Genomic DNA, 18048 nt, shown 5'->3' with positions numbered 1-18048 from the left:
CCCCGCATCACCTCACATCAGGGGCGTGAGGAAGCGCCTGAGGGTCTCTTCGTAGCGGCCGGGATCGGCGTTCCACATCGACGCATGCGGAGCCTGGGGTACGGCGTGGAGGCTGACGAGGTCGGGGCGGCGGGCGGCGAGCGCCCGCGACGGGCCCCAGGGGGCGATCGTGTCGTCCGGGCCGTGCAGGATCAGGGTCGGGGCGGGCAGCGCGTCGGCCAGGGCGGTGTCCAGGAGCGGGGCCGAGGTCATCCCGGTCCTGCCCTGGGCGGCGCGGACGGCCAGCGGCAGCAGGGCTGCGGGGACACCGCGGGCGGCGGCCAGGGCGCGCAGGGTGGTCTGCCAGTCCAGGACCGGGGAGTCCAGGACGAGGCCGCTGATGCGGTCGCGGAGCGGGGAGCCGGCCGCGGCGTGCAGGGCCATGGAGGCGCCGGTGGACCAGCCGTGCAGGACGACGTTCCGGGCGCCGTAGCGCACGGCGAAGCGGATCGCGGCGTCCAGGTCGCGCCATTCGGAGGCGCCGAGGTGGCCGAGGCCGTCGGCGGAGCGGGGGGCTCCGGCGTCTCCCCGGTAGGTGATGTCCAGCACGGGGAGCTGCTGTCCGCTCAGGAAGCCCATCAGGTTCATGGGGTGTTCCCGGGTGGTGCCGAGGCCGTGCGCGGTGATGACCCAGGTGTCGCGGTCACCGGGCACCCACCAGGCGGGCAGTCCGCCGAGCTCGCCGGGGATCTCGACCTCCCGGTACTCCAGGCCGAGGGCGCTGCCCGGGTCCCCGCGGTACAGCTCGGGGGTGAGGCGGACCTTGGCGCCCGGTTCCAGGGTGCCGTGGGTGATCCGCTCCAGGCTGCGTACGACGGTGTCGGCGGTGGACTCGGCCCCTTCCACGACGGGGCCGACCACGGCGTGGACGCCGGGGCCCTCGATCCCGTACGTGCCGGGGCGGAGCGCGGTGAGGGAGCGGGTCAGGGTGATCTGTCGGACCGCCGTGGCGTGCACGGTGAGTCTGCGGTCGGTGGGGAGGGGACGTCCGGGCGCCGCCTTGAGGGCGGCGTCGCTGGCGTACCGGCCGGCCGCGACCGCTGCCGCACCGGCGCCGAGGAGGGTGGTGACGGCCGTTGCCGTCGCAGTTGCCGGGCGCACCGCTTCAGTGTCGTGGGGCGGGCGGCGCGGTGCCAGTGGGCGGGGGCCGTCCGGTGGGGCGGGGAGCAGACGCGGGGCCGGCGACGGTCCTGGCCGGGGCCCTGGGGCCGGGTGCTCAGCCCGGCTGCCCGTACCCCTTGAGCGCCTCGGTCACCTCGTCCAGCTGGGCGGGGGTCAGCAGGGCCGGCCGGTGGCCGGGGACGGCGCTCGCGGTGAGCCAGAGGCAGCAGAGCCACTCCAGCTGGGCGGTGCGCTCGTAGGCCTGGTCGAGGGTGGCGCCGTAGGTGACGGTGCCGTGGTTGGCGAGCAGGCAGCCGGTGCGGCCCCGGAGGGCGGCGAGCATGGCGTCGGCCAGTTCGGGGGTGCCGTAGCGGGCGTAGGCGGCGGTGCGGACGGGGCCGCCGAGGATGGCGGCCGCGTAGTGCACGAGCGGCACCTCGGTGACGAGGGTGGAGACAGCGGTGGCGTGCACGGCGTGGGTGTGGACCACGGCGGCGGCGCCGGTCTCCCGGTAGACCGCGAGGTGGAGGGGGAGTTCGCTGGTCGGCCTGAGCTCTCCGAGGACCTGGCGCCCGGTCAGGTCGACCCCGACGGCGTCGTCCGGCCGGAGCCGGTCGTAGGGCACCCCGCTGGGGGTCACCAGGACCAGCTCCCCGACGCGGGCCGACACATTGCCGGAGGTGCCGACGACGAGGCCGTCGGCGGCGCTCCGGCGGGCGGTGTCGACCACCTCCCGCCAGGCCCGGGCGACGGATTCCGGCTGCTGCTCGCTCATGGGGCGAGCGTAGGCGCGGGGGCCCGAAACCGGAACGTCACCTTCGGAGTGACCGGGATCTCTTCCGGGGTGAATGTGCCCGTCAAAAACTTCGCCAATGAGGGGCAAAGGGCAGCCCAGCCGGTGCCCCACGGGCCTCCTCCAACCCCACCCGCACACAAGCGGAATCACTCAGCCCCGATTGGGGTCACCACAGCGCCCCGCTCAGTTCATCTTCCGTTCACCCAGGTTGCCTACGGTCCACGAGCCACTGACGTCGAACGATTGCCTGGGTAAATGGAACACATCACGCTGCTGCTCGCGATTGTGGTCGTGACAGCTCTCGTGTTCGATTTCACGAACGGTTTCCACGACACCGCCAACGCGATGGCTACCACCATCTCGACCGGCGCCCTGAAGCCCAAGACAGCGGTGGCCATGTCCGCCGTTCTCAACCTGATCGGCGCGTTCCTGTCGGTGGAGGTCGCCAAGACGATCTCCGGCGGGATCGTCAACGAGGACGGCCTCAGAACCGAGGTCATCTTCGCGGCGCTCGTCGGCGCCATCCTGTGGAATCTGCTGACCTGGCTGGTCGGCCTGCCCTCCAGCTCCTCCCACGCCCTGTTCGGCGGCCTGATCGGCGCCGCCGTCATGTCGGCCGGCTGGTCCTCGATCAACGGCGGCACCGTCGTCACCAAGGTGCTGCTGCCCGCGATCGCCGCCCCGCTGGTCGCCGGTCTCGCCGCGATGCTGGCCACGCGGCTGACGTACCGCATCAACCGGAACGTCACCGACCCGAACCAGCTCAAGTCGACGGCGAAGGGCTACCGGGCCGGGCAGATCGCCTCGGCCGGTCTCGTCTCGCTCGCCCACGGCACCAACGACGCCCAGAAGACGATGGGCATCATCACCCTGGCCCTGGTCACCGGCGGCGTCCTCGCCCCCGGCTCCAACCCGCCGATGTGGGTCATCGTCTCCGCCGGTCTGGCCATCGCGCTCGGCACCTACCTCGGCGGCTGGCGCATCATCCGCACCATGGGCAGCGGCCTGACCGACCTGAAGCCGCCGCAGGGCTTCGCCGCCCAGACCAGTGCGGCGACCGTCATCCTGGCCTCCTCGCACCTCGGCTTCTCGCTCTCCACCACCCAGTCCTGCTCCGGCGCCGTCATGGGCGCGGGCCTCGGCCGCAAGGGAGGCGTGGTCCGCTGGTCCACCGCCACCCGGATGTTCGTCGCCTGGGGTCTGACGCTCCCGGCCGCGGGCCTGGTCGGCGCGGGTGCCGAGTTCCTCACCAAGCAGGGCCCCTGGGGCATCGCCGTCACCGCGACCCTGCTGGTCGGCGGCTCCTTCGCCATCTGGCTGGCCTCGCGCCGCCAGCCGGTCGACCACACCAACGTCAACGAGACGGCCGGTGGAGACGAGCCCCAGGGTGTCGTCACCACCGCCATCGCGGCGGTCCAGCCGCCGCCCATCGGCACCCACCCCACCGACCTCATGACCACCATCCCGGCTCCGGCCGCAGCGCCCGACGACACGGCGCGGCCCTCGGCCACGGTGTAAGGACAGATCCGTATGAAAATCGACTGGGCAGCTCTCGCCTCCGTCTTCGGTGTCAGTCTCGTGGTCACCGTCGCGCTGGTCGGCCTCTTCACCGTGGGCATCGTCTCCCTCTCCAAGCTGTCGGCCACGGCCGGCGGCAGCGCCTCCGGCGGATCGGCCGCACTGGCGCGCACCGGCGCGTACGCCTGCTTCGCGGCGTGCGTGGCGGCGGTCGCGTACGGCATCTATCTGATCGTCGCCTGACGCACCCACCGCACTCCCTCGGGCCGGACACACCACCGTGTGTCCGGCCCGATGTGCGTCTGCGCACACTGGAGCTCCGCAGGTCAACAGCAAGTTGACGGCTGTTCTCGCAGCGTGGTGGACTGCCGGAGCCATTTACGGCGACAGCAGAGGAAGCCGGTGCGAATCCGGCGCGGTCCCGCCACTGTCACCGGGGAGCACTCCCCCACACCGGATGTCACGGCCCTCGTCACACGGGCTGGAAGGCCGGGGGAAGTGCGGATCCGGAAGCCAGGAGACTCTCGTCGCCGGTCACGTCGAACCAGGGCGCGGACCCTGAGTGAGGACATGAGCCATGCCCGGCCGCCGTGCGCCGCATCCTGTGCCTCTCCATGCCGGAACGCCTCTCCCCGCGGCGGGCTGATCCGTGCGTGTCGACCGCGTCTTCGCGTACGGCGCCACCGCCGGGCTGATCGCCGACGCCGCTCTCGGCGACCCGCGCAGGGGCCATCCCGTCGCCGGTTTCGGCCGGGCCGCCGCCCGGGTGGAGTCCCTGCTGTGGCGTGACGACCGGGGCCGGGGCGCGCTGCACACCCTGCTGTGCGCCGGAGGCGCCGTGGGGGCCGCCGCGCTGGCCGCCCGCGCCGTACGGAACCGCCCCGCGCTCGCCGTCGCGCTGACCGCCGCCGCCACCTGGTCGGTGGTCGGCGGTACGTCGCTGGGCCGGGAGGCCCGTGCCATCGGGGGCGCGCTGGCCGCCGGGGACCTCGATCTGGCCCGGGAGCGGCTGCCGCATCTGTGCGGGCGCGATCCGCACTCCCTGGACGGGTCACAGATCGCCCGCGCGGTCGTGGAGTCGGTCGCGGAGAACACCTCGGACGCCGTCGTCGGCGCGCTGGTGTGGGGGGCGATCGGCGGGGTGCCGGGGCTCGTCGGCTTCCGGGCAGTGAACACGCTCGACGCGATGGTCGGCCACAAGTCGCCCCGCCACCGCCGTTACGGCTGGGCCTCGGCCCGCCTGGACGACCTCGCGGGGTGGCCCGGTGCCCGGCTGACGGCCGCGCTGGCCGTGGTGGCGGGCGGGCGGCCCTCGGAGGCCGTACGCGCCTGGAAGGTGGACGCAGGGCGCCACCCCAGCCCGAACGCGGGGCCGGTGGAGGCCGCGTTCGCGGGGGCGCTCGGTGTACGGCTGGGCGGGACGCTGGCGTACGCGGGGCGCGTCGAGCACCGGCCGGTCCTGAACGGGGAGTCCGGGCGGGATGTGCGGAGTGCGGACATCGAACGCGCGGTGCGGCTGTCGCGCCGGGTGAGTCTGCTGGCCCTCGGCGTGTGCGTGGTGGGCCGGACGGCCGTGGGGCACCTGGTCGCGGGACGGAAGCGGGGACGGGAATGAGCGGGTCCGGAGAACGCGGTACGGGAACGGGAGCGGGCATGGGTGGCGGGCTGCTGGTCGCGGGGACCACATCGGACGCGGGCAAGAGTGTCGTCACGGCGGGCATCTGCCGCTGGCTGGTGCGCCGGGGCGTGAAGGTCGCGCCCTTCAAGGCGCAGAACATGTCCCTCAACTCCTTCGTCACCCGCGAGGGCGCGGAGATCGGGCGCGCCCAGGCCATGCAGGCGCAGGCCGCCCGCGTGGAGCCGACCGCGCTGATGAACCCGGTGCTGCTGAAGCCGGGCAGCGACCGGTCCAGCCAGGTCGTCCTGATGGGCAAGCCGGTGGGAGAGATGAGCGCCCGGGGCTATCACGGGGGCCGGCAGGAGGCGCTGCTCGGGACGGTCACCGACTGCCTGGAGCAGCTGCGGTCGACCTATGACGCGGTGATCTGCGAGGGGGCCGGAAGCCCCGCCGAGATCAATCTGCGGCGCACGGACATCGTGAACATGGGGATCGCGCGGGCCGCGAAGTTCCCCGTGCTGGTGGTCGGGGACATCGACCGGGGCGGGGTCTTCGCCTCGTTCTTCGGGACGACTGCGCTGCTGAGCGCCGAGGACCAGTCGCTGGTCGCGGGGTACCTGGTGAACAAGTTCCGGGGTGACGTCTCGCTGCTGGAGCCGGGCCTGGACATGCTGTACGGGCTGACCGGGCGGCGGACGTACGGGGTGCTGCCGTTCACCCACGGGCTCGGCATCGACGAGGAGGACGGCCTGCGGGTCTCCATGCGGGGTGCGGTGCGGGAGTCGGTCGTGGCTCCCCCGCACGGCGAGGAGGTGCTGCGGGTGGCGGTCTGCGCGGTGCCGCTGATGTCGAACTTCACGGACGTGGACGCGCTGGCCGCCGAACCGGGTGTCGTCGTGCGGTTCGTGGACCGGGCCGACGAGCTGGCCGACGCGGACCTGGTCATCGTGCCCGGCACGCGCGGCACGGTGAAGGCGCTGGCCTGGCTGCGGGAGCGGGGCCTCGCGGACGCGCTGGTGCGGCGGGCGGCGGAGGGCCGGCCGGTGCTGGGGATCTGCGGCGGGTTCCAGGTGCTCGGGGAGCGGATCGAGGACGAGGTGGAGTCGCGGGCCGGGGTCGTGGACGGGCTCGGGCTGCTGCCGGTACGGGTGCGCTTCGACCGGGCCAAGACGCTGGCGCGGCCGGTGGGTTCGGCGCTGGGTGAGCCGGTGGAGGGGTACGAGATCCATCACGGGGTGGCCGATGTGCGGGGCGGGGAGCCGTTCCTGGACGGGTGCCGGGTGGGGGCAGTGTGGGGGACGCACTGGCACGGGTCGCTGGAGAGCGACGGGTTCCGGCGGCGGTTCCTGGTGGAGGTGGCGCGGGCCGCCGGGCGGCGGTTCGTTCCTGCGCCGGACACGAGTTTCGGGGTGTTGCGGGAGGAGCAGCTGGATCGGCTGGGGGATCTGGTGGAGGAGCATGCGGATACGGATGCGTTGTGGCGGTTGATCGAGGGGGGTGCGCCTGGGGGGTTGCCGTTCGTGCCGCCGGGGGCGCCGCCCGCCGTGCCGGGTGCGGCGGAGAGCCGGGGCGCTGCCCCGGACCCCGCTCCTCAATCGCCGGAGGGGCTTGAAATGGCTCGCCCGGAGGCACTGGGAGAAGCCCGGAAGTCCCACGGGCCTGATGCGGAAGCGAAGCCCCAGGGGCTTGATGTGGGCCGGTCCGCCGGGCCTGAGATTGCTGTTGTTCATGTCGACCAGGAGGCCAAGTGAGTACGCCGTATCCCTTCACCGCGATCGTCGGGCAGGACGACCTGCGGCTCGGGCTGTTGCTGAACGCTGTCAGTCCGGCCGTCGGCGGTGTGCTCGTGCGGGGCGAGAAGGGGACCGCCAAGTCCACCGCCGTCCGGGCGCTGGCCGCGCTCATGCCCGAGGTCTCCGTCGTGCCGGGGTGCCGGTTCTCCTGTGATCCCGGCTCCCCCGATCCGGCGTGTCCTGATGGGCCGCACGCGGACGCCGCCGGTGTGTCGCGGGCCGCGCGGACCGTGGAGCTGCCCGTCGGGGCGTCCGAGGACCGGCTCGTGGGGGCGCTGGACATCGAGCGGGCGCTCTCGGAGGGCGTGAAGGCGTTCGAGCCGGGGCTGCTGGCCGACGCGCACCGCGGGATCCTGTACGTCGACGAGGTCAACCTCCTCCACGACCACCTGGTGGACCTGCTGCTGGACGCGGCCGCCATGGGTGCCTCGTACGTCGAGCGCGAAGGCGTCTCCGTACGGCATGCGGCACGGTTCCTGCTGGTCGGGACGATGAACCCGGAAGAGGGCGAGCTGCGGCCGCAGTTGCTCGACCGGTTCGGGCTGACCGTGGAGGTGGCCGCGTCCCGGGACACCGACGAGCGGGTCGAGGTCGTGCGGCGCCGGCTCGCGTACGACGACGATCCCGAGGGCTTCGCCGCGCGCTGGGCCGCGGAGGAGTCGGCACTGCGGGAGCGGATCGCCACCGCGCGCGCCCTGCTGCCCCAGGTACTCCTAGGCGACGGCGTGCTGCGCCAGATCGCCGCCACCTGCGCCGCGTTCGAGGTCGACGGGATGCGGGCCGACATCGTGATGGCCCGTACCGCGACCGCGCTCGCGGCCTGGGCCGGGCGCGAGGAGGTGACCGCCGACGACGTACGGCAGGCCGCTCTGCTGGCGCTCCCCCACCGGCGCCGCCGCAACCCGTTCGACGCGCCGGGCCTGGACGAGGACAAGCTCGACCAGACCCTGGACGAGGCCGCCGGGGACCAGGGGCGGAGCGACGAGGGGCGGAACGACGACGATCCCGATCCTGATGGGGGCGGGAACGACGACGGAGGTGGCGGCGGTGGCGTACCGCCGCAGGCCGACGGGGACCGTACGCCGTCCCAGGGGGAAGGCGGCTCGGACGACACGCCGTCCCAGGCTCCCGAGGGCGCTCCCGACGCGCCCGGGCGGTCCGCCGGGGCCGAGCAGCAGCCGGTGGCGTCCGCCGAGCCGTTCCGTACGAAGATGCTCAGCGTGCCGGGGCTCGGTGAGGGGGCTGCCGGGCGGCGCTCCCGGGCCCGTACCGAGCACGGGCGTACGACCGGTGCGCGGCGGCCGCAGGGGGCGCTGACCAAGCTGCATCTGGCCGCGACCGTGCAGGCCGCCGCCCCGCACCAGCGGGCGCGCGGGCGTTCCGGGCGGGGGCTCGTGGTGCGCCGGGACGATCTGCGGCAGGCGACCCGGGAGGGGCGTGAGGGCAACCTCGTGCTGTTCGTCGTGGACGCCTCCGGGTCGATGGCGGCCCGGCAGCGGATGAGCGCGGTCAAGGGGGCCGTGCTGTCGCTGCTGCTCGACGCCTACCAGCGGCGGGACAAGGTCGGTCTGGTCACCTTCCGGGGCAAGGACGCCGAGGTGGCGCTGCCGCCGACCTCGTCCGTGGACGCGGCCGCCTCCCGTCTGGAGTCACTGCCGACCGGGGGGCGCACCCCGCTCGCCGCCGGGCTGCTCAAGGCCCATGACGTGCTGCGGGTGGAGCGGCTGCGCGATCCGTCGCGGCGGCCGCTGCTCGTCGTGGTGACGGACGGCCGGGCGACCGGTGGTCCGGAGCCGGTGGCGCTCGCGGGGCGGGCGGCGCGGCTGCACCGGGCCGAGGGGACGGCCTCGGTCGTCGTGGACTGCGAGTCGGGGTACGTACGCCTCGGTCTCGCCGGGGAGTTGGCCCGGGAACTGGGAGGCACCGCCGTCACGCTCGACGAGCTGCGGGCCGACTCGATCGCCGGGCTCGTCAAGGACGTCACCGCAGCCGGGAGGGCCGCTTAATGCCGCAGGGACAGCCGACATCGGTGCCGGACGACGGGCTCACCACCCGTCAGCGGCGCAACCGCCCGCTCCTGTTCGTCCACACGGGCATAGGCAAGGGCAAGTCGACCGCCGCCTTCGGGCTCGCGCTGCGGGCCTGGAACCAGGGCTGGCCGATCGGGGTGTTCCAGTTCGTGAAGTCGGCGAAGTGGAAGGTCGGCGAGGAGAACGCGCTGAAGGTGCTGGGCGCGAGCGGCGAGGGCGGCACCGTCGACTGGCACAAGATGGGCGAGGGCTGGTCCTGGGTCCAGCGGGACGGCCAGCTCGACAACGAGGAGAAGGCCCGCGAGGGCTGGGAGCAGGTCAAGCGCGACCTGGCGGCCGAGACGTACAAGCTGTACGTGCTCGACGAGTTCGCCTACCCGATGCACTGGGGCTGGATCGACACCGACGAGGTCGTCGAGGTGATGCGGAACCGGCCCGGCACCCAGCACGTGGTGATCACCGGCCGCAACGCGCCCGACCAGCTGATCGAGGCCGCCGACCTGGTGACCGACATGTCGAAGGTCAAGCACCCGATGGACGCGGGGCAGAAGGGCCAGAGGGGCATCGAGTGGTGAATGTGCCCCGTCTGGTCATCGCCGCTCCGGCCTCCGGCAGCGGCAAGACCACCGTCGCCACCGGCCTGATGGCCGCCTTCGCCGCGCGCGGGCTCGCCGTCTCGCCGCACAAGGTGGGCCCGGACTACATCGATCCGGGCTACCACTCGCTGGCGACGGGCCGCCCCGGCCGCAATCTCGACGCGTACATGTGCGGGACGGATCTGATCGCCCCGCTCTTCGCGCACGGGTCGGCGGGGTGCGACCTCGCCGTGGTCGAGGGCGTGATGGGGCTGTACGACGGTGCCTCGGGGCAGGGGGAGCTGGCGTCCACCGCTCAGGTGGCCAAGCTGCTGCGGGCGCCGGTGGCGCTCGTGGTGGACGCCTCCTCGCAGTCCCGGTCCGTGGCGGCCCTGGTCCACGGGTTCGCCTCCTGGGACCCGGAGGTGCGGATCGGCGGGGTGATCCTGAACAAGGTGGCCTCCGACCGGCACGAGGCGCTGCTGCGGGACGCGTTGGACGAGTCAGGGCTGCCGGTGCTGGGCGTGCTGCGCCGGGCGCCCCAGGTCGCCACGCCCTCGCGCCACCTGGGTCTGGTGCCGGTGGCCGAGCGGCAGGGCGACGCGGTGGACGCCGTACGGGCGATGGGTGAGCGGGTGCTCGCCGGGTGCGACCTGGACGCGCTGATGGCGCTGGCCCGCAGTGCGCCGGCGCTGGCGGACGAGGCGTGGGAGCCGGCGTACGCCCCGGAGCCCGGCGCTATGAAGCCCGTCGTCGCCGTGGCCGGCGGGGCGGCGTTCACCTTCGCGTACGCGGAGCACGCCGAACTGCTGACGGCGGCCGGTGCGGAGGTCGTGGTCTTCGACCCGCTGCGGGACGAGAAGCTGCCGACGGGTACGGCGGGGCTCGTGATCGGCGGCGGGTTCCCGGAGATGTACGCCCCCGAGCTGTCGGCCAACGAGCCGCTGCGGCGGGCGGTCACCGAACTGGCCGTCGGCGGCGCCCCGGTGGCGGCCGAGTGCGCGGGGCTGCTGTATCTGGCGCGGGAGCTGGACGGGAAGCCCATGTGCGGGGTGCTGGACGCCGAGGCCCGGATGTCGGAGCGGCTCACGCTCGGGTACCGGCAGGCGGTGGCGGTCTCCGACAGCCCGCTCGCGGCCGCCGGGACCCGGATGCGGGGCCACGAGTTCCACCGGACGGTGCTGGAGCCGGGGGCGGGGACCACGCCCGCCTGGGGGATGCACCAGCCGGAGCGGCGGGTGGAGGGGTACGTCCAGCGGGGCGTGCACGCCAGCTATCTGCACACCCACTGGGCGGCGACCCCCTCGGTGGCCCACCGCTTCGTGGAGCACTGCCGGGCGCGGTGAGGCGCACAGAGGCACGCGAGGGCGTACGCGGGCTCACTCGGCGATGCCCACGACCAGCCAGATGAAGCCCACGCCCCCGATGGTGCAGAGAAGGGTGGAACGGGCGGGATGGGTGTGGTGTGCCTCGGGAAGAATCTCCGCAGCGGCCAGGTAGAGCAGGGCTCCGCCGAAGAATCCGAGATAGCCGCCGAGCAGTACCTCCGGAAGGGTGAACAGCAGCGTCGTCGCGGCGCCCACGACCGGCGCCACCGCGGCCGCGAACAGCATCAGGAGCGCCTTGCGGCGGGCGTTCCCGTAAAGACTCGTGAGGGTGTACGTGTTGAATCCGTCGGCGAAGTCATGACTGATCACCGCCAGCGCGACGGCCAGGCCCATGGCCCCGCTGACCTGGAAGGCGGCGCCCAGCGCGATGCCGTCCATCAGGCTGTGGGCGACCATCGCGGCGGCCGCCGTCAGCCCCACCTGCGGTACGCGTTCGCCGCTCGCCCCGTGTGCCACCTGGCGTACGGCGAGCAGCCCCTCGACCAGATGGGCCACCAGAAAGCCGCCGACGAAGAGCAGCAGGGCGGCCGGCACCCCGAACACCGGGTCGCCCGCGGCCTCCATCGCCTCCGGCAGGAGGTCCAGGCCGACCACGCCGAGCATCAGCCCGCCCGCGAAGCCGAGCACCAGGTGGCGGCGGTCCGTGACGCGTTGCGCGACCCAGCCGCCGGCCAGAGTCATCAGGAACGCGCCGAGCGCGACGAACACCGCCATGGGCTCTTGCTAGTCGATCGACCCCTCCGGCCGCATCTCAGGGTGTCCTTACCGGGGTCGCCCGCACCCACCCGTACGCCCGGGTCCGTGAGCCGTACGGCCGCCGGGTCCGTGACCGTATACGGCACAGCTCCACCCCCCACCGCGTGATCTGAAAGGCAGGCTCCGCCATGACGACCCCCACACCCGAACCCGGCGCGCGGAAACTGGTCGTCGGGGTCGGCGCCCGGCGCGGCGCCCCGCTCGACGAGGTGCTCGGCCTGATCGAGGAGACGCTGCGCGGGGCGGGGCTGCGTACCGCCGATGTGGTGGAGGTGGCGACCGTCGACGCGAAGGCGGACGAGCCGGGGATCGTGGGGGCCGCCGCCCGGCTCGGGGTCCCGGTGGTGACGTATCCGGCGGCGGCGCTGGCCGGGGTGCGCGTGCCGAATCCGTCGGACGCGGCGGACAGGGCGGTGGGGACGCCCTCGGTCGCTGAGGCGGCGGCTCTGATCGAGGCGGACGAGCTGGTGGTGGAGAAGTCCGGCGGCAAGGGGCTCGCGACGTGCGCGGTGGCACGCCGGTTTCCGGCCGTCCTCACGCCATTCCCTGTTTCCGGCGAGAAAACTTCCACCCCACTCGTGACGGAAGGCCCCCGGCCGTTCACCATGACAGCCATGAATCCCCCCACGCATCCCCCCACGCGAGACATCGAGAGTGCCGGGCCCGACCTGCGCCACCACGGCGACGCGGAGGTGCGCGGCGAGAACCTCACCGATCTCGCCGTGAACGTCCGTACCCACACACCACCGGAGTGGCTGCGCCAGCGGATAGCGGCGTCCCTGGTCTCACTTGCCGCCTATCCCGACGGCACATCGGCCCGGGCGGCCGTCGCCGAGCGGCACGGACTGCCTGTTGAGCGCGTCCTGTTGACGGCCGGTGCCGCCGAGGCGTTCGTCCTGATCGCACGGGCGCTGCCGGCCCGCTGTCCGGTGGTCGTGCATCCGCAGTTCACCGAGCCGGAGGCGGCGCTGCGGGCGGCCGGGCACGGGGTGGGGCGGGTGCTGCTGCGGGAGGAGGACGGCTTCCGGCTGGACCCGGCGGCGGTCCCCGACGAGGCGGATCTGGTGGTGGTCGGCAATCCGACCAACCCGACGTCCGTGCTGCACCCGGCGGCCCTGCTGGAGCGGCTGGCCAGACCGGGGCGGACGCTGGTGGTCGACGAGGCGTTCATGGACGTCGTGCCGGGCGAGCGCGAGGCGTTGTGCGGACGGACGGACATCCCGGGGCTTGTCGTACTGCGCAGCCTCACCAAGACGTGGGGGCTGGCCGGGCTGCGGATCGGCTACGTCCTGGCCGACCCGGAGACCGTCGCGCTGCTCGCCGAGGCGCAGCCGCTGTGGCCGGTGTCGTCCCCGGCGCTGGCGGCGGCGGAGGCGTGCATGGAGCCGAGGGCGCTGGTGGAGGCGGCGGAGGCGGCGGACCGGATCACCGTGGACCGGGCCCATCTGCTGGCCGGGCTCGCGGAGTTCAGCGAGGTGCGGGCGGTCGAGGAGGCCCGGGGTCCGTTCGTCCTGGTCCAGCTGGAGCGGGCGGCGGAGATCCGTGAACGGCTGCGGCTGCTGGGCTTCGCGGCCCGGCGCGGCGATACGTTCCCGGGGCTCGGGCCGCAGTGGCTGCGGCTCGCCGTGCGCGACCGGGCGACGACCAACCGCTTCCTCCAGGCCCTGGACCAGGCCGTCCAGGCGCTGCCCGCGCGGACCGGGCGCTGAGGGAGCCCCGGGGGGCGGCGTTCCGTCGTACGAACGCCGCCCCCGGGCCTTGTGGGTGGGCCGGGATCAGCCCTGGCTGCCGCGCCTGCGCGCGACCACCGTGGCGCCCGCCCCGATCGCCAGCAGCAGGGCCGCGCCGCCCGCGAGGTACGGGGTGGTGGAGCTGCCGCCGGTCTCGGCGAGGTTGGCCGTGGTGGGGGCCTTACCGGCGTCGGATCCGGTCTGCGGCTTCACATCGGGGGCGTCGCCGCCCGTGTCACCACCGGTGGAACCGCCGTCCGTGGAACCGCCGTCGCTGCCGCCCGGCTGCTCGGGCTTCTCGGGCTTCTCGGGCGTCTTCGGCGCCTTCGGGGTCTCGCAGGTCGCCTCGGCCAGGGTGATGTCGCCCTCCACCTCGGCCACGTTGAGGTTGAGCGGGTTCACCGAGACCTTGAGCCGGAGTGCCGTCGCGGCGGCCGTACGCGAGGTGGTCTCCGTGCTGGAGAGGTCGAGGCTCACCTCACCGACGCCCGGCACCGCGACCCGGGTGGGCCCGCCCGCGGAGAGCGTCACCTTCTTGCCGAGCACCTTGACGTGGCCGAGCACGTTCGACTCCGCCACGGGCTCCTTGCCGACCTCGCAGAGCGCCTTGGAGGTCACCTTCTCGACCTCGATGAGCGAGAGCAGCGGCAGTCCGGGCACATGGACCCGGGCCTTGGCGAGGTTGGTGTACCCCTCGGCCTTGTTCTTGTCGACGGTGGCGTTCGCGGTGGCCACATCGGCGCGCAGGACGCTGACCGGACGGCCGCCCGCCACCCCGTCCAGGTTCACGGTGAGCGCGGTCTTCTCGGCGCTGGCCGGCGCCTGCACCTCGTTGAGCGTGACCTTGAGGGGCACGTGGACGGACTTGTTGAGGAGCGAGACGTCGAGCCCGGTGCGGAGCACGACCGCGCTCGCCCTGCCCTCACCGCCGGTGGCGGGTGTCGCCGGGGCTGCCTGCGCGGGGACGGCGGCAAACAGGGCGACGGGAGCGGCGACGGCCGCCAGGGCAGCGCGACGGAAGGTGTTGCTGTTCAAGATGGTGGAACCCCCACAAGAGACATGGAGCCACCGGATGCCGTCAATGGGGGACATCGCGTGCACCGGTGGCCTCGACTCCGTGAATCTTTACGCACTGAGGGTGAACTGGCGGATACCTGACGTGAGTTCACCCCAAAGGGGGGTTTCCGCGCGCACATTCGAATATTTCGGCACGTGCGTTCCCTGGCGTCACCCGTTTCACACGGCGCGAGCCGAACGCCGTACGACTGCGCCGGAGCGTGCGCAGAAGTGCATCAACGAGCCGGGGCCTGGTCCGTAACTGCCGGTCAACACAGCACCGCTCCACCCGGTCACCCGGTCACCCGCCCGTTCAGCACGATGTGGCGCGGAGCCGCCAGCACCCGGACGTCCGCGCGCGGATCCTCGTCGTACACGACCAGGTCCGCCGGAGCGCCCTCCTCCAGCACCGGCCGCCCCAGCCACCGCCTGGCCCCCCACGCGGTCGCGGAGAGTGCCTCCAGGGGCGGGATGCCCGCCTTCACCAGCTCGGCGACCTCCCCCGCGACCAGGCCGTGCGCGAGCGAGCCGCCCGCGTCGGTGCCGACGTAGACGGGGATGCCGGCGTCGTACGCGGCGCGCACGGTGTCGTAGCGGCGCTCGTACAGCTGCCGCATATGGGCCGACCAGCGGGGGAACTTGGCCTCGCCGCCCGCCGCGAGGTCGGGGAACGTGGCGATGTTGACCAGCGTCGGGACGATCGCCACGCCCCGCTCGGCGAAGAGCGGAATGGTCTCCTCGGTGAGTCCTGTCGCGTGCTCGATGCAGTCGATGCCCGCCTCCACCAGATCGCGCAGCGCCTCCTCGGCGAAGCAGTGCGCGGTGACCCGGGCGCCCAGCCGGTGCGCCTCGGCGATGGCCGCCTCGACCTCGCCGCGCGGCCAGCAGGCGGTCAGGTCCCCGGCGTCCCGGTCGATCCAGTCCCCCACCAGCTTGACCCAGCCGTCGCCGCGCCGGGCCTCCTGGGCGACGTACGCGACGAGGTCGCCGGGCTCGATCTCGTGGGCGTAGTTACGGATGTAGCGGCGGGTCCTGGCGATGTGGCGGCCCGCCCGGATGATCTTCGGCAGGTCCTCGCGCTCGTCGATCCACCGGGTGTCGGAGGGCGATCCCGCGTCCCGGATGAGCAGGGTCCCGGCCTCCCGGTCGGTGAGCGCCTGCTTCTCGGCGGTCGCCGCGTCGACCGGGCCGTGCCGGTCCAGGCCCACATGGCAGTGCGCGTCGACGAGGCCGGGCAGCGCCCAGCCCGTGACGGTCTGCGCGCGGTCCGCGCCGGGCGGGCGCTCGTAGGTGATCCGCCCGTCGACGGCCCACAGTTCGTCGCGCACCTCGTCCGGGCCGACGAGGACCCGTCCCTTCACCCGCAGCACCCGCTGCCCGTCCCGGTCACGCACCTGATCACTCATAGGCGGCACTGTACGAGGCCCTCGGTAGGCTGCGAGGGGGGCGTCGGCCGCGAGCGGGACCCGCCGCCCGGCCAGAAGGAAGCCCCCGCCCGACCCGACCCGGAGAGAGCCCCACCGTGACGCACCCCTTCCTCGACCTCCCCCCGCTGACCGCCGCGCACTTCGCGGCCATCGAGCGGCGGGTGGCCGCGCTCCTCGCCACCGAGCAGGACGTCGTCATCACCCAGGGCGAGGCGCTGCTGCCGCTGGAGGGCTGCATCCGCGGCGGCGCCCGGCCCGGATCGACCGCGCTGAACGTGGTCACCGGACCGTACGGGCAGACCTTCGGCAACTGGCTGCGGGACTGCGGGGCCACGGTCGTCGACCTCACGGTCCCCTTCCACACCGCTGTGACGGCCGCCCAGGTCGCCGAGGCGCTCGCCGAGCACCCGGAGATCGACTTCGTCTCGCTGGTGCACGCGGAGGCGGCGACCGGCAACACCAACCCGGTCGCGGAGATCGGTGAGGTGGTCCGGGCGCACGGGGCGCTGTTCATGCTGGACGCGGTCGCCTCGGTGGGCGCCGAGCCGCTGCTGCCGGACGTCTGGGGCGTCGACCTGTGCGTGATCGGCGCGCAGAAGGCGATGGGCGGTCCGGCCGGGGTGTCGGCGGTGTCGGTCAGCGAGCGGGCCTGGGAGCGGATCGCCGCCAACCCGGCCGCCCCGCGCCGCTCGTACCTCTCGCTGCTGGACTGGAAGGAGCGCTGGATCGACGGCGGCCGCAAGGCGCTGCCGCACGCCCCGGCGCAGCTGGAGATGCTGGGCCTGGAGGCGTGTCTGGAGCGGATCGAGGCGAACGGCCCGGACACCGTGATGGCCCGCCACGCCTCGGCGGCCGCGGCGACCCGGGCGGGCGCGGTGGCGCTGGGCGGCGGTCTGGAGCCGTACGTCCTGCAGGCGCGGGACGCCGCTCCGGTGGCCACGACGCTGCGCGCCCCGGCGGGGACCGACGCCGCCGCGCTGGTCGCGCGGGCGCTGGAGCTGGAGCCCTCGCTGCCGCTGATCGCGGGCGGCGGGGCGCTCTCCAAGGAGATGATCCGGGTCAATCACTACGGGGCGGATGCGACGCGGAACGCGGTGCTGTCCTCGCTCGCGGCTCTGGGGGCGGCGCTGGCCGATACGGGCCGGCAGGTCGACTTCGAAGCTGCCCGCCGCGCGGTTGCGGAAACCTGGCCGGGCCGCTGATATTCATAATGCGGGGAGCTGCTTTATCGAAAGCAGCTCCCCGCATTCTTCTGCCCGCTTTCCCGCCCCGTAAACGCAGAAGTTTTTTCGGGGCTCGAACTCCATGATTCGGACACGTCTCAGAGGAGTTACAACCCTGTGACCGACTCCACACGGGCAGCGTTATGCCCGAAAAATTCGGTACAAAGAGCGTGAAATCGTGCCCGGATCGGGGGGATTCTCGCGCACGCCTGATAACACAGAGAGGCGCGCCACCCAACCCTTCAGCTCGATGCAATTTAGAAATTTGCTGGGTAAATTCAATTCGCATGACCGCCGCACCAGCAGATTTTGCCCGTGCCCGAAGCGAATTCCTCAGTATCGACACGCCACGAGTGGAGGACGGAGCCGCGATCTGGCGCATCGCCCGCGACTCCGAGGTCCTGGACCTGAACTCCTCGTACAGCTACCTGCTGTGGTGTCGTGACTTCGCCGCCACGTCCGCCGTCGCCCGTGGCGAGGACGGCGAGCCGATCGCCTTCGTCACCGGCTACATCAGGCCCGACCGCCCCGAGACCCTCGTCGTCTGGCAGGTGGCCGTCGACCAGGCGCATCGGGGCAAGGGACTGGCCGCCACCCTGCTGGACGCGCTGACCGCCCGGGTCGCCGCCGAACAGGGACTCTCCTGCGTCGAGACGACGATCACCCCGGACAACACCGCGTCCGACCGGCTGTTCACGTCCTACGCCCAGCGGCACGACGTCGCGCTGGAGCAGGAGGTCCTCTTCGACGGGGGGCTGTTCCCGGAGGGGACGCACCTGCCGGAGGTCCTGTACCGGATAGGCCCGTTCGCCGCCTGAGCGGCACTGTGAGCCCCCCGTTCACGGCCCGGCGTACCTGACCCGTACGCCCGGTTCCTCGCCGTCCGGTTCCTCGCCGCCCGGTCACCCACGACTTTTCGCGCCGGCCGACCACCCGGCGCGGTCCCGGCCGCCTCCGTGCGGCAGGGAGCACCGACCACTGCCCGTCACACCCCCTCA

Annotated in this window: 15 protein-coding genes and 1 riboswitch; of the genes, 10 read left to right on the top strand and 5 right to left on the bottom strand. The window is 73.2% G+C overall.

From position 1 onward, the window contains the following. Positions 1 to 12: 12 nt before the first annotated feature. Complete coding sequence (locus IE264_RS35100) at positions 13 to 1140, bottom strand: alpha/beta hydrolase (protein WP_032756702.1); 1128 nt, start codon at positions 1138 to 1140, stop codon at positions 13 to 15. A gap of 115 nt (positions 1141 to 1255) precedes the next feature. After that, positions 1256 to 1915: a class II aldolase/adducin family protein gene (locus IE264_RS35095; RefSeq protein WP_032756700.1), complete on the bottom strand. Its 660-nt coding sequence runs from the start codon at positions 1913 to 1915 to the stop codon at positions 1256 to 1258. A 276-nt stretch (positions 1916 to 2191) separates the two neighbouring features. On the opposite strand from IE264_RS35095, the gene IE264_RS35090 reads away from it, so the two are divergent. The 7 genes from IE264_RS35090 (at position 2192) to IE264_RS35060 (ending at position 10816) form a co-directional block, all read left to right on the top strand. Further along, positions 2192 to 3454: an inorganic phosphate transporter gene (locus IE264_RS35090; RefSeq protein ID WP_032756699.1), complete on the top strand. Its 1263-nt coding sequence runs from the start codon at positions 2192 to 2194 to the stop codon at positions 3452 to 3454. A gap of 12 nt (positions 3455 to 3466) precedes the next feature. Next, positions 3467 to 3697 (top strand): hypothetical protein, encoded by a 231-nt coding sequence (locus IE264_RS35085; RefSeq protein WP_015607767.1) that lies wholly within the window; start codon positions 3467 to 3469, stop codon positions 3695 to 3697. A gap of 149 nt (positions 3698 to 3846) precedes the next feature. Then, positions 3847 to 3978, top strand: a riboswitch (cobalamin riboswitch). A 125-nt stretch (positions 3979 to 4103) separates the two neighbouring features. Beyond that, positions 4104 to 5069, top strand: a complete 966-nt coding sequence (locus IE264_RS35080; RefSeq protein ID WP_032756698.1) for a cobalamin biosynthesis protein — start codon at positions 4104 to 4106, stop codon at positions 5067 to 5069. 38 nt (positions 5070 to 5107) lie between these two features. Then, a complete protein-coding gene (locus tag IE264_RS35075) occupies positions 5108 to 6823 on the top strand; it encodes a cobyric acid synthase (RefSeq protein WP_032756697.1) in 1716 nt (571 codons plus the stop codon). Next, positions 6820 to 8871, top strand: coding sequence for a putative cobaltochelatase (locus IE264_RS35070; RefSeq protein WP_032756695.1), 2052 nt, complete (start codon positions 6820 to 6822; stop codon positions 8869 to 8871). The genes IE264_RS35075 and IE264_RS35070 overlap by 4 nt, the downstream gene beginning before the upstream one ends. Beyond that, on the top strand, positions 8871 to 9470 hold the full coding sequence (gene cobO / locus IE264_RS35065; RefSeq protein ID WP_032756693.1) for a cob(I)yrinic acid a,c-diamide adenosyltransferase: 600 nt from the start codon (positions 8871 to 8873) through the stop codon (positions 9468 to 9470). The genes IE264_RS35070 and cobO overlap by 1 nt, the downstream gene beginning before the upstream one ends. After that, complete coding sequence (locus tag IE264_RS35060) at positions 9464 to 10816, top strand: cobyrinic acid a,c-diamide synthase CobB (protein WP_032756691.1); 1353 nt, start codon at positions 9464 to 9466, stop codon at positions 10814 to 10816. The genes cobO and IE264_RS35060 overlap by 7 nt, the downstream gene beginning before the upstream one ends. A gap of 33 nt (positions 10817 to 10849) precedes the next feature. Here IE264_RS35060 and IE264_RS35055 read toward each other — a convergent pair whose 3' ends face one another. After that, positions 10850 to 11572 (bottom strand): ZIP family metal transporter, encoded by a 723-nt coding sequence (locus IE264_RS35055; RefSeq protein ID WP_015607773.1) that lies wholly within the window; start codon positions 11570 to 11572, stop codon positions 10850 to 10852. A 170-nt stretch (positions 11573 to 11742) separates the two neighbouring features. Here IE264_RS35055 and cobC point away from each other — a divergent pair, with 170 nt between their 5' ends. Next, positions 11743 to 13323, top strand: a complete 1581-nt coding sequence (gene cobC / locus IE264_RS35050) for an Rv2231c family histidinol phosphate aminotransferase CobC (RefSeq protein WP_078657438.1) — start codon at positions 11743 to 11745, stop codon at positions 13321 to 13323. A 66-nt stretch (positions 13324 to 13389) separates the two neighbouring features. Here cobC and IE264_RS35045 read toward each other — a convergent pair whose 3' ends face one another. Continuing rightward, complete coding sequence (locus tag IE264_RS35045) at positions 13390 to 14379, bottom strand: SCO1860 family LAETG-anchored protein (protein ID WP_032756690.1); 990 nt, start codon at positions 14377 to 14379, stop codon at positions 13390 to 13392. A 314-nt stretch (positions 14380 to 14693) separates the two neighbouring features. After that, positions 14694 to 15770 (bottom strand): amidohydrolase family protein, encoded by a 1077-nt coding sequence (locus IE264_RS35040; protein ID WP_032756754.1) that lies wholly within the window; start codon positions 15768 to 15770, stop codon positions 14694 to 14696. 152 nt (positions 15771 to 15922) lie between these two features. Here IE264_RS35040 and IE264_RS35035 point away from each other — a divergent pair, with 152 nt between their 5' ends. Continuing rightward, the gene (locus IE264_RS35035; protein ID WP_032756689.1) at positions 15923 to 17029 is read left to right on the top strand and encodes a pyridoxal-phosphate-dependent aminotransferase family protein; all 1107 of its coding nucleotides are present in this window, start codon (positions 15923 to 15925) and stop codon (positions 17027 to 17029) included. 308 nt (positions 17030 to 17337) lie between these two features. Continuing rightward, entirely contained in the window at positions 17338 to 17868 is a 531-nt protein-coding gene (gene ectA, locus IE264_RS35030) for a diaminobutyrate acetyltransferase (protein ID WP_078657436.1), read from the top strand. The last annotated feature ends 180 nt before the right edge of the window (positions 17869 to 18048 follow it).

It is taken from the genome of Streptomyces microflavus (assembly GCF_014650075.1).
Taxonomy (GTDB): domain Bacteria; phylum Actinomycetota; class Actinomycetes; order Streptomycetales; family Streptomycetaceae; genus Streptomyces; species Streptomyces microflavus.
Note: the sequence above shows the minus strand (reverse complement) of the source record. Positions and strands in the feature narration are given on the sequence as shown.

Excerpts from the sequence above, each read along its gene's own strand:
- IE264_RS35075 (WP_032756697.1), top strand. The coding sequence starts at position 5,108 with ATGGGTGGCGGGCTGCTGGTCGCGGGGACCACATCGGACGCGGGCAAG.
- ectA (WP_078657436.1), top strand. The coding sequence starts at position 17,338 with ATGACCGCCGCACCAGCAGATTTTGCCCGTGCCCGAAGCGAATTCCTC.
- IE264_RS35055 (WP_015607773.1), bottom strand. The coding sequence starts at position 11,572 with ATGGCGGTGTTCGTCGCGCTCGGCGCGTTCCTGATGACTCTGGCCGGC.
- cobC (WP_078657438.1), top strand. The coding sequence starts at position 11,743 with ATGACGACCCCCACACCCGAACCCGGCGCGCGGAAACTGGTCGTCGGG.
- IE264_RS35095 (WP_032756700.1), bottom strand. The coding sequence starts at position 1,915 with ATGAGCGAGCAGCAGCCGGAATCCGTCGCCCGGGCCTGGCGGGAGGTG.
- IE264_RS35090 (WP_032756699.1), top strand. The coding sequence starts at position 2,192 with ATGGAACACATCACGCTGCTGCTCGCGATTGTGGTCGTGACAGCTCTC.
- IE264_RS35085 (WP_015607767.1), top strand. The coding sequence starts at position 3,467 with ATGAAAATCGACTGGGCAGCTCTCGCCTCCGTCTTCGGTGTCAGTCTC.
- cobO (WP_032756693.1), top strand. The coding sequence starts at position 8,871 with ATGCCGCAGGGACAGCCGACATCGGTGCCGGACGACGGGCTCACCACC.